Origin of the sequence: Endozoicomonas sp. ONNA1 (assembly GCF_024606325.1) — a bacterium.
GTDB lineage: Bacteria > Pseudomonadota > Gammaproteobacteria > Pseudomonadales > Endozoicomonadaceae > Endozoicomonas_A.
On sequence record NZ_JAHHPN010000725.1, the window covers coordinates 1 to 14,505 of the forward strand.

The following is a 14,505-nucleotide window of genomic DNA, read 5'->3' on the forward strand; positions in this document are numbered from 1 at the left end:
CGCCTGCTTTGGGAGCAGGATGTCGGGAGTTCGAATCTCTCTACCCCGACCATTTTCACTGCTTTTTTCTGTCTATAGTTTTATGTAACAACCAACAAACTACACACAGAAGAAATCCCATGGCGATTTTAGAACTGGTTCCGGAATCCAACCCTGCATTAAGAACTCCCACCACTCCTGTTACTGACTTTGGTTCGGATTTTCAGAAAATCGTGGATGACCTGTACGAAACTATGTATGCCGTCAATGGTGCCGGACTGGCTGCTACCCAGGTGGGTTTGGGAATGAGAGTGGCAGTGATTGATGTCTCATCTGATAAAAGTCAGCCCCTGGTCATTGCAAACCCGGAGATTATTGAGAAGTCAGGTGAACAGAAAATGGAGATGGGCTGTCTGTCACTGCCGGGTTGCTGGGCCGCGGTTAAGCGGGCTGGCTGGGTAAAAGTCAGGGCTCAGGATCGTTATGGTCAATTTTTCGAGATTGAGGGTGAGGGTATCCTTGCAGAAGCTTTTCAGCACGAAATTGATCATCTGGATGGTGTGTTGTTTATTGATAAACTCTCGGCTCTGAAGCAAAAAATGGTGCGTCAGAGAGCACGCAAGGCGCTAAAGCGGCATGAAAGGGGGAATAAATAAGGTTTCAGGCAGTCTTGATTCAGAAATTATCTGACTCCTATGGGTAGCTAAATAAATAGCTTAAAAGATGTAAAATAGAAATGTATTCAAAGTGAAAGGAACCTTGTTTATTTCAGAGTTTTTTTATGAGTAAAATAAAGTCAGCTTCCTGGCAGCAGAATGAAATGATTTAGTCTACTTTTGATAAGGTCATATTTATTGGATTGAGGTTGTTGTTTTGCTCATTAAAAAAATAAAGAATTTTCTTCGAACGGGACGTCGTTCTTTATTCATAGTTTTTATTGTTTCTATTCCCTGGGCTGCTGCTGAAGGATCAAACAGTCTGGTTATTCAAGCACTCGCAATTAATGCTTATCTTGATTATCTCTATAATCTTGGACAGGGTAATCTTGAAGGGGAAAGTACTTCTTCAAGACCTTTTACTATTGGTCTGGATGGACCTTCCGGAGCCGGTAAATCCACCTTTCTTGATGAATTTACTCAAGAACTTCGAGCTGCTGCTGCAAATTATCATCAATTACAGCCGGATCTGGCAGGCAGGGCCTGTAATCTTGAAACGCTGGGGATTGATACCTTTTTACACTCCCGCGCAGACAGACGTGAAATGTTCAGTCATCTGGGCGATGGTGCATCCGGTAACAACGATGGTAAAGAGTATCGCGCGGACTTGAGAGACAGATGTCTGGCAGCAATAGCCCGGGGTGATTCTTTTCGGTATACCCCTTATTGTCGTCATCTGGAGGGTCGGTTGGGCCCGGAAGAAACCCGGAAGATCACCTGCGATATTCTTATTATCGAAGGCACTCATGTTAATGATCCGGGGGCTAGGGCTTCCATTGATCATGCCTTGTTTCTTAATAGTGATGATAATTTAATTAGCTGGAATATGTGGAAGCGAAATTATCTTCTGGGCAATCGGACTCAACAAGAATTGTTTGCCATTTTGCAGGTTTTGTTTGAACAGTTTAAAACCTGGAGGGAAAGAAATGCCGACCTTTCAGATGTTCATTTTTATTGGCATGCAATTAACGAAGTCCCGGAGCTGACGGAAGAGACGGTTGATTCAGTGCTGCCAGAACTGGTTCGACAGTTGCAACTTCATCATTTTAATTCGGGTTTTGCCCTGACTCGCCTTTTTCAACAGAACCCATTGAGTTCGGAAGTATTTAGTGCTCGTATGCGTCATCACTTTCAACCTTTGATGTCCGGAAGAAGTCTGGTGGCGATGGAGCATGAAAGGTTTCTTTCAAACATTAAGACGTTGTTGGAACCATTGGGGTTAACTCTTTATCAGGTCGAACATGGTAGCGAGTGTTTATTTGTTTCACTGGAGTCTGTCCTGCGACCGTATTACTTGAATCGTGACAGAGTCATTGCCCTGTTAAGACAATTATGGAATGCCTGGAAGAATAACAGACTAACTGATGCCCAGAGAAGACTGCTAGGCTGGGTTGCCGGAGATATTGAGGCCGAAGCTGATTTTCTGTCACAAGGTAATTTGGGTGGGCTTCCTACGATTTTGATGACATGGGCAGCCCTGATGGGATCGAGTCATCCACCCGACAAGCCCTTGTATCTTATGATCCGTTTAGGAAGTGTGATTAAGCTTTGGAGCATTAACCTGGATGGCAGCATTAGTGAATTAGCTGCTCTTCCGGAAGGTGAGCCGGTATTGATCTACGATGGTGTCAATCGCTGGATGTTTGCTACGCCCGGACAGGGTGTGCCGGGTGATATGGCTGGGGTGGTTCCGGTGGTTCATCCGAATGCTGGCGTTCACAATGGCGGAGGCAGTGACGATGATTCAGGTTTCTATTCTTCTTCCAGTTCCAGTTCATCTTCGTCGCTGTCATCACTCTTGAGCTCAGCGGTCGGTCCTGTTCGCCAGGTTGATGACATGGTGATCGGGGGTAATCTAACTGAACCTCTGGAGACGGATTCCAATGAGGTTATTTTCCCAGGATTGATAATGCATTCTCAGTAGTAGCCCGCGCGATCTCTTTTACAGAGCTGGAACGTAATTGTGCGAGATGCTTCAGAACAACAGGTAATCGGGCGGGAGTGTTCCTCTGGCCCTGATAGCCTGACATCGGCATATCCGGCGCATCGGTTTCCAGGACTATACTACTCAGAGGCAACGAGGTGGCCAGCTGACGTGTTTTTCTGGCCCTCTCGTACGTGATTGTGCCGCCAAACCCCAGCTTGAATCCCAGTTCTATATATTGTCGGGCTTGTTGTTCACTGCCAGAAAAGGCATGTACGATGCCACCTCTCTCCAGTTTGATTTGTCTGATTTGTTTGAGGATCTCATCGTGTGCTTTTCGGCAGTGCAGAATGACGGGCAGTTTAAAACGGTCGGCAAGTTCCAGTTGTCGGACAAAATAGAAGTGCTGTTCGTCACGGTTTGAGTCAGTCAGCGAGTAGTCCAGACCTATCTCACCCACTGCACAAACGGTTTCGGAATGACGCGTCAGGAATACTTTCAGTTCATCAAGGTGATGAGGTTTATGGCTTTTCAGAAAATAAGGGTGTAATCCAAGTGCGGCATAAAGTCGCACAGAATCTGGCACCGAATGAGCTTGTTTCAGCACTCTGGGCCAGTAACGGGCTTCCGTTGCTGGTATGCAGATTGAGTGGACACCTGAGAGCCAGCATTGTTCAAGGGTTTTATTACGATCCTGATCAAACTCAGGAAAGTCCAGATGGCAGTGGCTGTCGAACAATTCCGGCATGGGGGTCATAATGATCACATATTTGGTCACAGAGCGTCAGTCTGTTATGTTACCCCGATGAAAATAAAGCAGTACACAGGGCTGGGTGTTTTGGTGGTGCTGATTGCAGCATTGGTTTTTTTACCCCGCTACTTCAAGCTGGAATCTGAAACAGGGCTGACCCGACAGAGCTATCAGAAGAAATGTCTGGTGTCTGAAGGATGTCGACTGACGACAGGAGACAGTCAGATTGAGCTGAATATCAGGCCATCCAGCCTGCCAAAGCTGGAACCCCTTGATGTTGAAGTTCGTCTGAAAGGTCTGTCTGCAGACAGGATTACCATGGAGTTTATTGGTCGGGACATGTCAATGGGATTAGCTCCTTTTCCACTCTACAAGCAGCCCTCTTTTTTTGGGTCTACGGTCTACAGTGGTGTGGGCAATCTGACGTTTTGCACGGTTGATAAGGAAATGGTCTGGTTGGCCAAACTGGTGATTGAGTCAGGTTCCGAAGTGACAACGGTTGTTTTTGAACTGGAGAGTTAAAGTATGAAGCCTTTGGCAGCTATTTTCGCAATTGTTTTCCCCGCCATGACATCTATGGCCCTTAAGGCAGCAGATGTTGAGATAAAGGATCAGTACGCAAGAGCGGTACCGGCTGTTTCCAAAAACTCTGCGGCGTTTCTGACTATTACCAATAAGGGTAAACAAGATATCAAGCTGGTCTCTGCTGACAGTGCCAGTGCGGCTCGTGTGGAGCTGCATGGCCACAAGCATGAAGGGAATATGATGAAAATGTTCGAGCTGGAAGATATTGATATTCCGGCAGGCAAGACAGAATCTCTGAAAAGCGGTGGCAATCATATCATGCTGATGGGGTTGAAGAGACCAATGGAAGCCGGTGGTGAGGTTGATATCACCCTGCACTTCTCTGACGGAGATGCTGTAGATGTCAAAGTGCCGGTAAAAGATCTTCGTCAGCAAACTAAAGATGCGGCCCATGACAGTGCCATGAAACATGGTGAGATGAATCACGGCTCAATGGATCACGGCAGCATGGATCACTGAAGCTGGTGCAATTCTGGCGATGCAGATAAGTTGATCCTGCTACTCCGCTTTTTCGACACCTTCTAAAAGCCAAGTGGCAGGATACAGGGGAGGTTAGTGCTCACGGGTCGTTCGGTAGGTGATATCCGGGTAGCGTTCCTCTGCCAGTGAGAGATTAACACGGGTGGGTGCCAGATAAGTCAGGTATCCACCCCCATCAATAGCCAGGTTGTCGCCACACTTCCGCTTAAACTCCTCCAGCTTGCGCTCGTCTGCGCAATCCACCCAGCGGGCAGTATTGACGTTGACCGGTTCGTACATGGCTTCCACTTTATATTCATCCTTGAGACGACGCATAACGACATCAAACTGGAGTACACCTACCGCACCCAGGATCAGGTCGTTATTGTTCAGAGGCATGAAAAGCTGGGTTGCGCCTTCTTCTGAAAGCTGTTGCAAGCCTTTCTGAAGCTGTTTGAGCTTCAGAGGATCTCTCAGGCGAACGCGTTTGAAAAGCTCGGGGGCAAAGTGTGGAATTCCGGTAAAGCGGATCTCTTCACCCTGACTGAAAGTATCGCCAATCTGGATGGTACCGTGGTTATGCAGGCCGATAATGTCACCAGAGATGGCTTCTTCCACATGGGAGCGATCACCGGCCAGGAAGGTCACAGCGTCGGCAATTTTTACATCTTTGCCGATCCGTACATGCTTCATTTTCATATTACGGGTGTATTTGCCAGAGCAGATGCGCAGGAAGGCGATGCGGTCACGGTGTTTAGGGTCCATATTGGCCTGGATCTTGAAGACAAAGCCGGAGAATTTGGCTTCGTCCGGTTCCACGGTTCGTTGGTCTGTTTCTCGGATCAGGGGGGCTGGAGCCCACTTGGCAAAGTCATCCAACATTTCACGGACACCAAAGTTGGCCAGGGCAGTGCCAAAGAAAACAGGCGTCATCTTGCCGGCATGATAGGCTTCCAGATCAAACTCGTGGCTGCCGCCACGTACCAGTTCCACTTCATCCACAAAGTCTTCGTGAATATCACCCAGCAGCTCTTTAGCTTCTTCAGACTCAAGTCCCTTGATACGAATGTCGTCGGGTATTGTGTGTCCCTGACCCGGTGTGAAGAGGTGAATGGTGTCGGTGTAAAGGTTATAAACCCCTTTGAAGTTTTTGCCCATGCTGATCGGCCAAGTGATGGGAGCGCACTGGATTTTCAGGATGCTTTCCACTTCGTCCAACACTTCAATCTGGTCCCGGACTTCACGGTCCATCTTGTTGACGAAAGTGAAGATAGGGGTGTCTCTCAGACGACAGACTTCCATCAGTTTAATAGTACGGTCCTCGACACCCTTGGCGCCGTCAATCACCATCAGACAGCTATCCACAGCCGTCAGGGTGCGGTAGGTGTCTTCTGAGAAGTCTTCGTGTCCGGGAGTGTCTAGCAGGTTGACAGTGCAACCTTTATAAGGGAACTGCATGACCGAGGTAGTGATCGAGATCCCCCGCTCCTGCTCCATTTTCATCCAGTCAGAAGTGGCCATGCGACCGGTTTTGCGGCCTTTTACAGTACCTGCCATCTGGATAGCACCACCCAGAAGCAGGAGCTTTTCCGTGATGGTGGTTTTACCAGCGTCCGGGTGACTGATGATCGCAAAGGTTCGACGCTTTGCCACTTCGGGGGATAATCCACTCATTGATGTTTTGCCTGATTTCAGAGCTTGAAAAAATGGCGACATTATATCCGCTCTGTTGCGCAAAGCCAGACTCATCATGAAAGATTGAAATCAGGTGTTGTGCCTGATAACGCAGGACTTTTGGCTAAACCGGCCGATAACAGTTGCGAGGAGATTGGTGATAGGGAAGTGAGTGCTTTGAATCCATCGCAACGGACTTTGCAATGTTTGCAACCCCTGCTGGACAGAGGGCAGCATGAATCCACTGACATTTCTGTCAGAGGCAAGTGGCGTGGTCGGGAGGCCGAGCTGCTGCCGCTACCTGTCAGAGAACTGAGGGAAGGTGAAAAACTCAGTGCCAGTGAAGGGACTACGGCATTTGTATCCAAGTACGGCAGTTTTGTGGAAAATCAGCTTCACAATGATCTCAAAAGCAAGCCGCTGAACCAAAGAACCATTAAAAAGCTGGAAACACGTGCCACAGACCTGTTAAGAGATGTCAGAAAGCTGAATTGTAGCAGTATAGAGCTCTGGCTGGATTCCGATATGGTGGAAAAAGCGTTTGAGACTGCGACACCTTTTAAGTGGCGATCTCTTCCTTCACACGAGCAGGAGCATCTTAAGGAAGTCGTTCAGTTTCAGCTCTCTGGTCATACCGATTATCTGAGCCAATCAAAGGCTCTTGAACTTGCGGTAAAAGCAGTCGGTCATCATGAATCCATCTTCTCAACCACTATTCCCGAAACGGCCCGCTTTCTCAACAGCAAAGCAGAGGGGGGGCATACTCTTTTTCCCGGTCAGCTCAGGCTCTGGGCCGAAGAGCACTTTGATAGGGACAAAGTCCCGGGAACTCCGATAGAAGGTGATGATCTCTATATCAGTCAATACGAGATGAAGCTGATAGGTAATGCCGAGTATTACACCAACCGTGTTTCAGGTCTTCTCTCCGGTTCTCCATTGGAGCGTCTGCAGAACATCAGCTATGCCCAACAGGCTGAAGAAGCCAGAGAGCTTGCCAGGCAGCTTATCAAGACGCTGGACGCACTGGAGCGTCATTCACAAAATTTGCCTGCCCAATTGCAGCAGGCCCTTATCCATGATCTGGTGGGGCAGCTCGATGGTGTGTTGGATTTTATCGATCAGCTGGAGGTCAGTGATCAGGAGAATCCACTGGGGCCGCAGCAGTGGAAAAAGTTTAAATGTCTGGAGATGGTTTCTGCTATTAATGTTCTCAAGCGTGAAATTGAGCATGAAAGTGCACTCATCAACAACTCAGGTAAGGAAGGTCTGTTCAGCAGAAAGAAAACCAAAAAGCTGGCAGAGTTGAAGGCATTGCACCAGACGTGGAGTGACCATTTTAACCGTATTCAGGAAGGAACAGACAATGATCTTCCTCCAGCCAGAGCGAAGCTAACAGGAAGAGCTTCCCACGCTGACGCTCTGCCCGTGGTTGATGCAGAGGCTTATACAGCCTGTATATTGAAGCGGCTTGGAGAGGTGGGTCTGGATAATGCCAGGAAGAAACTGAAAGAATCACGCAGTCTGGTGCTCTCAACAGTTCAATGGGAAAAAATCACTACCCATCTGGATGTGAGGATTGAGGGGCGAACCCGGCATTATGAGAGTCAGCTGACCCCTGCTTCGCAAATGAAATGGGGAGAAGGTGCAAAAGATATCTTTGAACATTCTTATCAGGGTATGGGCAGGCCTTCGACTGAAACCAGTGAACGCTTTCATGCCGTCAATATGGCGCAATCTGAGCTGTCGACTGCAGAAAAGGGGAACAAGAAAGTTCTGTTCAAAGGGTTGCGTTCCGGAACCCTCTGTGCCTATGGGATAAAAGAAAAAGAGCCCCGACTTGCCGCAGCCAGAAACCGGGCCAGGGAGTTGGTGACGGCCGCTGTAAAACAGTTTCTGGATGATAATCCCGACTATTTGACATCGGGGCAGCCTGTTCCTTTGAAAATGCTCTCCACGTCTATGCTCAGTGCCGACAAACTGAGGCACTATCTGCATATTCATGATGATGAACTGAAGATGCAGAGAGAGCAGGTCGCCGCCCTCAAGGAAATTCAGAAAGAACTTAACGAGGGTAAGCCATTGGTCATTTCTGATGCCGACGGCGAAAAACATCAACTCAGAGTCAATATGAAGCTGGCCAACACCAATTATGGTGTCAATTCACTTTCATTGGGTGGTTTGAAGTCCGTTGTCCGTCCCTGGGGTGAGGCCAGGCGGGTCAATAATGAGGGCCTTATTGAACTGATGGGCTCTGTTGAGCAGTTTGATCCCGTAGGAGGTTGGGTAGGCGACTATCTGGCTGGCTCTGCCCCGGAGCAATCCAAGCAGGTTGTCCGTATGCTGGTTGAACAAATAAGGGATCTTCATGTTTCAGGCGACTATCGAACAGAAGGCGAAGATGCTTATAAGATGGTTGAGCGAATCCAGTTGCTGGCATTCAAGATAGGCGCGGTGGGTCATATCAATTGTAAAAGTGGTAAGGACCGAACCGGAGAAGCCGACGCCTCGATCAAGCGCTTTGCTGCCGAGGTGGAGGCCAGAGGCTATGTCCCTGATCCTCGCAAACCCGTTAGCCGGGAAGATCGCAACCTCAGTCAGGCTTTCCAGTTTGGTTCAGGTAATCTTGAATTGCAGCAAATGAATATCAACTTGCCCGGGTTCAAGACTCAGTTGAACAAAAAGCGTCTGGGTGAATTTGCTCATCAGCTTGCTCATAAAGCCCGGTTTAGAGTGAAATAGTCACCGAAGCTCTTGCGGGCTTTAAATCTGCCCACCTTTTTTTTCCGGTGCTCTACGGCGTGAGAATCTCCAACTGCCAAGCCAGGTTTCAATCACTTATGGGATCAAGCTGCACCTCAGAACCCATCAGTTTGATAGACCCTTCATTTTATTCATCTATCAGATTTTGATCTACGATTTCTATCGTCCGGATCGAAGGGGCAAAAATGCTCTCGTTAGAGTAGTCCGAATATTGCCAGGAAGACATTAAAATTAATTATCTGACCTGAATCCACCGTCACAGGATGTCGGGAGCAGTTTATGTCTTTTTTGAGTGAAGCAACGATGGCAGGATCACAGACTGGAAGGACAGGCTTTATCAGCAATGCAGCAAAGATTTCACGTAATGAGAAAATAACAGCAAAATGTTTGAAACCTTTTCATGAAATCACTGTCCAATTTGTCATTATGGTCAGAAATACTGGAAAACAACTGAGGAACCACTTAGCAAGAATTGATTAATCGGCTTATCTCAGCGTCTGTGTCTAACTGACCACTCATGCACAAATTGGAGATTACTATGATAAATGATTTTTCCTTGGCAAAGACTGATGCGAGATGGCATTCATCCCAAAATCATGGAGAGCAAACCACTTCTTCAGTGTTGCCCCTTGTGAACGTCGATTCATCGGCCTTAACACCTGGACCACAAAGTACCGGACTGCAAAGACGCTCCAGAATTGTTGCAATTGAACAGTCATGCATTCGATGCCTGCTACCCAAACCTTTTCGGTTGCATTTAGACCTTAGAGAAAATGAACGCCAGCTTGATAGCTATCGGAATAGCTTTCAAACTTATGCCGATAAGGATGAGCCTTTGGAAGCTTATCAGCGCAACAAATTGGCGTTGAGAACATTGGAGTCTAATATAGATGATAATCTTAAGTGGCCCATACGCAGTCACGATAACAGAAGATACGTCAGGCTACAGAAGAAACTTGATGAACAAATACAGAGCATAGATACGCTTTTGGAAGATAACCTGAAGCGTGCCACCCAATCATTTTCCAGTATCCACCCCCTACTAAACCTCGTCTACTCAGAACTATCTGAGTTCATTGCATTTCCCGATACGCTCTGTTCGTTGAAAGACTCATTAAAGACGTTATTTGACGAGGACCAGGCTCAACACCCTGACTCCGGTAATGCCGAGACTCTCCAGTTGATATACAGGGTTTCTTGTTTGGTCGATCAAAAGATAGAGCAAGAGCAAAAAAGATTGAATCATCTTCGCATTAATCTGCAGACGTGGGGGCAAGATAGAATACTAAGTAACTTAGAGTTTCTTAAAAATTTGAATGCAACACTGAATGACATGGCCGTCGGTAATTTGTGTCGTCACCTTGATTCACTCGACACTATGGAGTCGTTAATAGAATTTGTTGAAAATCATGAAGGATATATAAGAACCCTGTCAGATTTAAGTCATAATTTTCTTATTCAGCGTATGATAAAAACAATAGAGGATTTACCTGAAGAGCTATCCACTGAATCACTGTTTTTACTTGATAAGAAGATGAATGCTATCCGTGAAGACAGTAAAAAAATAATTCTCAAAAAGGCATCTTCTTTACTAATCAACGAGGTCGACTCATTAGCTGCCGGGATAAAGGCTTTTATCAGAGTAAGTCTTGCCGGACTGGGCGGACTGCGCAAAGATGAAGTTGCCGACAGATTATTCTATAAAATGTGCACATTTATTAAAGACTTTGATGATGCACTCCATACATTTAATAAAGTTACTGCCTTAAATTCACATTTCTCAGAACATTTTGATATCTTATATAAAAAAGTGGTATCCCAGGCAGCCAGATTTGAGCACTTTTACCAGCTCACCAAACATACCGCTTTTGATAAAGACAAGAGCACCTTTTGCCTAAAAGCTTTAGCAATAAATCCAGATCATATTGACCTCAGGAAACTTCATAAAAAAATTATTGAACAGAAAATCCATCAGCAGTTTTATAAAGCCGTAGACGCATCAAGAGAAGTTTTTATTAAAAACAGTCAGTCACGGGTTAAAAAGATTATTGACTCACAAAAAGCTAATTATCAACATCAAATTAGCACTCTAATTAGAGAACCAAGTATTCGCATTCGTTATAATGAAAAAATTGAAAAAGCTTTCGAGGAATTTTCTAAAGCTGATCTTGGTTTTCGTTACATTCTAAATCGTTATGATACAGAAAGAGTAGAAAAACCTTTAAAAAAGGCTATTACGCTTTCCTTGGAGGCTATGATAATAGCGCCCACAGACGAAATGAGAGAAAGCGCTGAAAAACTAATCGACAAGTTTTTTAATGAAACACATATGAACCCAAATACTTACCAAAGACATATACCGAGACCAAATATAATAAATACAATGATTAAAAAGATCAAAGCTAATCCAACCACAGAAAACAGATGTCAGAAGATAAAAGAAATGGCCATCGGTAATCTTAAGCGCAAGCTTGACGCTCAGGTCTTAATTAAATCCCATGAATTCGATAAAATTGTGAGCCAGAAAAAGCAAGAATTAGACAACTCATTGTCGTTGCACCATCAGAAGCTTGGCAGTTATTACTATAGCTTGGCTCAAATGAATCCTGCTGCCTGGTTTTTTCCAATAGATGGATTTTGGATGCCGTATGTGTACACTGCCCTGTTAAACCCTGAATATCCCGTCAATATGGGTAGCAGTTATTCATTTGATACCTGTGATGTGCGCGGAGATCTTTCTCCGTCTACTGTCACAGGAAATTTATCCACACCCGCTTCCGGCTTTTTAGATGATATTAATGTCGGGAATATTACAGACCAGCCACTTGATATAAGCTCTGGCTTGCATATTGCCGAGGTGGCTTCTGGATGCTCCGATGCTGTAACCGAAAACTTATCCTTGGACAGCACAAATGGCTCTTCTGGAATAAACCTGTCTATTTCAGATTCAGTCTTTGGGGACGTCCTCGATGTAGGCAGTCTGGATTTAAGCGGTCTCGGTGGCAGTCTCGATTTAGGCAGCCTCGATGTAAGCGGTCTCGATTTAGGTAGCCTCGATGTAAGCGGTCTCGGTGGCAGTCTCGATTTAGGCAGCTTCGATGTAAGCGGTCCAGATATCAGTTTCGATTTAGGTTTCTAGTAAGTATTTTCTGAGGTGGCCACATGCCAAAATATTAGATCCCTGCTCGATGTTAGAGATCAAACACTGTTTTAAAGCGAACAAATTTCGGTTTTTTTCAGGGAGGGTTATCCAGCCAGTCTTCAGGACAGTTGGATAAAGTCACAGATCATTGTGGCTGATGGTCATGTCTGGCAGTCCTCAGGCAACAATGAACCTTTGGAACTGCCCCCCCCCTAATCTGCCCAGTGCCGTAAAATACGTTGACCAATTGGCTATAGGCTGCTTGATCTGACAACCTTGGCTGTTGAAAAAAGTTCATTAAGTCTGGCATAGATAGAAAGTATTTTGCCGCGTTCTCCGAGATATGCATTCTGATGCTATCTTGACTTCAACGATGCGACGGGTTTGGCTTCACGCGAGTGAGTCTTTTTGAGACCCGCTTAGCGGAGTTCTATGTATTTTGAATTGAAATCCTCATTCAAAGATGCTGTTAAAACCGACATTGAAGCCCTGCGCAAGGGTGCTCTCAGAATCAAAAACGGGTTTAAACCAATGAATGAAGCACTGTCCCGAATGGAAGATAATGCGCTGTGTCACGACATGGCGAAGGGCCGGGAGGTCATCGACGAAATTCTTACTGCTCCGCCAGAGCAGTTGAGGCGGCGCGCCTACCTGCTCCAGCTACTGAAACGCTTCGGATGCATATACCAGGGCTGGGAACTGTACGGCGCATTCCAGGAATACATAAGTGCATCGAATTTCGGGTTGCTGCAAATTCCCACGGAGTACGTTGACTTCCTGCTGCTTTGCATCGAACGCGAGCCAGCCTCGTTCATCGAGATAGGCGTGATGTATGGAGGATTTGCGACATTTACCTCTGCGGTCCTAAGTCGATTCAATGCGGAACTTGAATATCATTGCGTGGACATTGAAGACAACTTCCGGGACTGGGATCACTACGCCCAGCGCCTCCCGCTCCGAAAGCAGGTGTCCATGACTTCCGCTGATTTTTGCGGACGGGCTTTTGACGTAGTGTTCATTGATGGTGACCATTCCTATCACGGCATGAAGCGTGACTTTATGAACCTCGGGCGGTACGCCCGCTTGTGCGGCTTCCACGATATTCATGGGACTGAATACGATCACCTCGACGGCGGCACGCGGCGTTGCTGGAACGACCTGCGGCTATCCTATCGGGAGAGGCAGCGTGTCACTGAGATCACTCATATGAACGAACAGTGGATGGGGATCGGTGTCATTGAGTTCCAGTAAACCTGCTGCGGCCATCTGTTCAGAACGTTCTGGCCACAGCAAAACGTGCCAGATCTTCCATCGCGTCACGAAACTCACTGTCAGGCAGGGCTTGCAGGCAGGTAATAGCCTTGTCAGACTGTTCTCTTGCCTTCAGGGATGTATAATTCAGCGCCCCACAGGAACGAACCGCCTCAACCACTTGATCAATCTTATCCAGGCCACCCTGTTCAATGGCATCCCTGACCAACGCTTTCTGCTCCGGGGTGCCTTCGGAGAGAGCGAATATCAGAGGCAGGGTAGGTTTGCCTTCTGCCAGATCATCACCGAGGTTTTTTCCCATGTCTTCACTGTCGCCCTCATAATCCAGCAGGTCATCCACCAGTTGAAATGCCATGCCCAGATGATGGCCATAGTCTCTCAGGGACTGCTCAACCTCGCTATCCACACCGGAGAGGGTCGCGGCAGTATGAGTAGAAGCTTCAAACAACATGGCAGTCTTGCATCGGATGACATCCATATATTGTTCTTCTGTCACACTGGCATCGTTGATATTCATCAACTGCATGACTTCACCTTCAGCAATGATGTTGGTGGCATCAGAGAGGATCCTGAGCAGTTTCATGTTGTCAAGGCCGACCATCATTTGAAAGGCACGGGAATAGAGAAAGTCGCCCACAAGAACGCTGGGAGCATTACCCCAGAGGGCATTCACTGTGTCACGTCCCCGGCGGAGGTCAGATTGATCCACGACATCATCGTGCAGCAGGGTTGCGGTATGGAGAAACTCGATGATAGCCGCCAGTGGGATATGATCATGCCCCCGGAAGCCTGTGGCGCGTGCAGTCAGCAGAACCAGAAGGGGTCTGAGCCGCTTGCCTCCGGACTGGATTATGTACTGGCCAATCTTGCTGACCATGACAACATCCGAATGCAGCTGTTCGGCGATGCACTGGTTAACCAGGGCAAAATCTTCGCTGACAACGGTTTGAAAGGAGTGCTTGTTGCGTTCAGGCATATGGCTGCTGCAGAGATTGGCAAATCGAGCATCCTAGGTAGTGGCCGCCTGACTGTCAATAGCTGTATGACTTCAGTGCTTGTTTCATGGGTATAATCTCTGGGAGTATCGTAGACAAATCGGGGTTGCCAGTCGGGTTGCAATTCCTTAGAATTTGCGCCCCTGTCTAACAATCTGGCTGAGAATCCGGGCGGCGGTCCATTTTGTCATGCTTTTGGGCTCTGTTTTCAGAGCTGACCAGAGGCTTATGCGGCGCAGCCCATCTGG

At 47.0% G+C, this 14,505-nt stretch carries 11 protein-coding genes; 8 read left to right on the forward strand and 3 right to left on the reverse strand.

The window, feature by feature from the left end; genetic code table 11:
- Both def and KDK19_RS17315 read left to right on the forward strand, forming a co-directional pair.
- Positions 1-635 (forward strand): peptide deformylase (def, locus tag KDK19_RS17310; RefSeq protein ID WP_257292460.1); only part of this gene is annotated, 635 nt, incomplete at its 5' end.
- Between the two features lie 217 nt (positions 636-852).
- On the forward strand, positions 853-2,619 hold the full coding sequence (locus KDK19_RS17315) for a P-loop NTPase fold protein (protein ID WP_257292461.1): 1,767 nt from the start codon (positions 853-855) through the stop codon (positions 2,617-2,619).
- Here the strand turns inward: KDK19_RS17315 and KDK19_RS17320 are convergent.
- A complete protein-coding gene (locus KDK19_RS17320; RefSeq protein ID WP_257275321.1) occupies positions 2,585-3,397 on the reverse strand; it encodes a TatD family hydrolase in 813 nt (270 codons plus the stop codon). The genes KDK19_RS17315 and KDK19_RS17320 overlap by 35 nt on opposite strands.
- A gap of 27 nt (positions 3,398-3,424) precedes the next feature.
- On the opposite strand from KDK19_RS17320, the gene KDK19_RS17325 reads away from it, so the two are divergent.
- Positions 3,425-3,892, forward strand: a complete 468-nt coding sequence (locus tag KDK19_RS17325; protein WP_257275322.1) for a hypothetical protein — start codon at positions 3,425-3,427, stop codon at positions 3,890-3,892.
- A 3-nt stretch (positions 3,893-3,895) separates the two neighbouring features.
- Positions 3,896-4,414: a copper chaperone PCu(A)C gene (locus tag KDK19_RS17330; protein WP_257275323.1), complete on the forward strand. Its 519-nt coding sequence runs from the start codon at positions 3,896-3,898 to the stop codon at positions 4,412-4,414.
- A gap of 93 nt (positions 4,415-4,507) precedes the next feature.
- On the opposite strand, the gene KDK19_RS17335 is transcribed toward KDK19_RS17330, so the two are convergent.
- A complete protein-coding gene (locus KDK19_RS17335) occupies positions 4,508-6,088 on the reverse strand; it encodes a peptide chain release factor 3 (RefSeq protein ID WP_257275324.1) in 1,581 nt (526 codons plus the stop codon).
- Between the two features lie 120 nt (positions 6,089-6,208).
- On the opposite strand from KDK19_RS17335, the gene KDK19_RS17340 reads away from it, so the two are divergent.
- The 4 genes from KDK19_RS17340 (at position 6,209) to KDK19_RS17355 (ending at position 13,241) form a co-directional block, all read left to right on the forward strand.
- The gene (locus tag KDK19_RS17340; RefSeq protein WP_257275325.1) at positions 6,209-8,827 is read left to right on the forward strand and encodes an inositol phosphate phosphatase SopB; all 2,619 of its coding nucleotides are present in this window, start codon (positions 6,209-6,211) and stop codon (positions 8,825-8,827) included.
- A 300-nt stretch (positions 8,828-9,127) separates the two neighbouring features.
- On the forward strand, positions 9,128-9,328 hold the full coding sequence (locus KDK19_RS17345; protein ID WP_257288097.1) for a hypothetical protein: 201 nt from the start codon (positions 9,128-9,130) through the stop codon (positions 9,326-9,328).
- Between the two features lie 58 nt (positions 9,329-9,386).
- Complete coding sequence (locus KDK19_RS17350; RefSeq protein WP_257292462.1) at positions 9,387-11,987, forward strand: hypothetical protein; 2,601 nt, start codon at positions 9,387-9,389, stop codon at positions 11,985-11,987.
- Between the two features lie 435 nt (positions 11,988-12,422).
- Complete coding sequence (locus KDK19_RS17355; RefSeq protein ID WP_257280461.1) at positions 12,423-13,241, forward strand: class I SAM-dependent methyltransferase; 819 nt, start codon at positions 12,423-12,425, stop codon at positions 13,239-13,241.
- Between the two features lie 19 nt (positions 13,242-13,260).
- Here KDK19_RS17355 and ispB read toward each other — a convergent pair whose 3' ends face one another.
- Positions 13,261-14,238, reverse strand: a complete 978-nt coding sequence (ispB, locus tag KDK19_RS17360) for an octaprenyl diphosphate synthase (RefSeq protein WP_257292463.1) — start codon at positions 14,236-14,238, stop codon at positions 13,261-13,263.
- Positions 14,239-14,505: the final 267 nt, after the last annotated feature.

Coding starts and splice junctions, on each gene's coding strand:
- ispB (WP_257292463.1), bottom strand. CDS start 14,238: ATGCCTGAACGCAACAAGCACTCCTTTCAAACCGTTGTCAGCGAAGAT.
- KDK19_RS17325 (WP_257275322.1), top strand. CDS start 3,425: ATGAAAATAAAGCAGTACACAGGGCTGGGTGTTTTGGTGGTGCTGATT.
- KDK19_RS17330 (WP_257275323.1), top strand. CDS start 3,896: ATGAAGCCTTTGGCAGCTATTTTCGCAATTGTTTTCCCCGCCATGACA.
- KDK19_RS17335 (WP_257275324.1), bottom strand. CDS start 6,088: ATGAGTGGATTATCCCCCGAAGTGGCAAAGCGTCGAACCTTTGCGATC.
- KDK19_RS17345 (WP_257288097.1), top strand. CDS start 9,128: ATGTCTTTTTTGAGTGAAGCAACGATGGCAGGATCACAGACTGGAAGG.
- KDK19_RS17355 (WP_257280461.1), top strand. CDS start 12,423: ATGTATTTTGAATTGAAATCCTCATTCAAAGATGCTGTTAAAACCGAC.
- KDK19_RS17350 (WP_257292462.1), top strand. CDS start 9,387: ATGATAAATGATTTTTCCTTGGCAAAGACTGATGCGAGATGGCATTCA.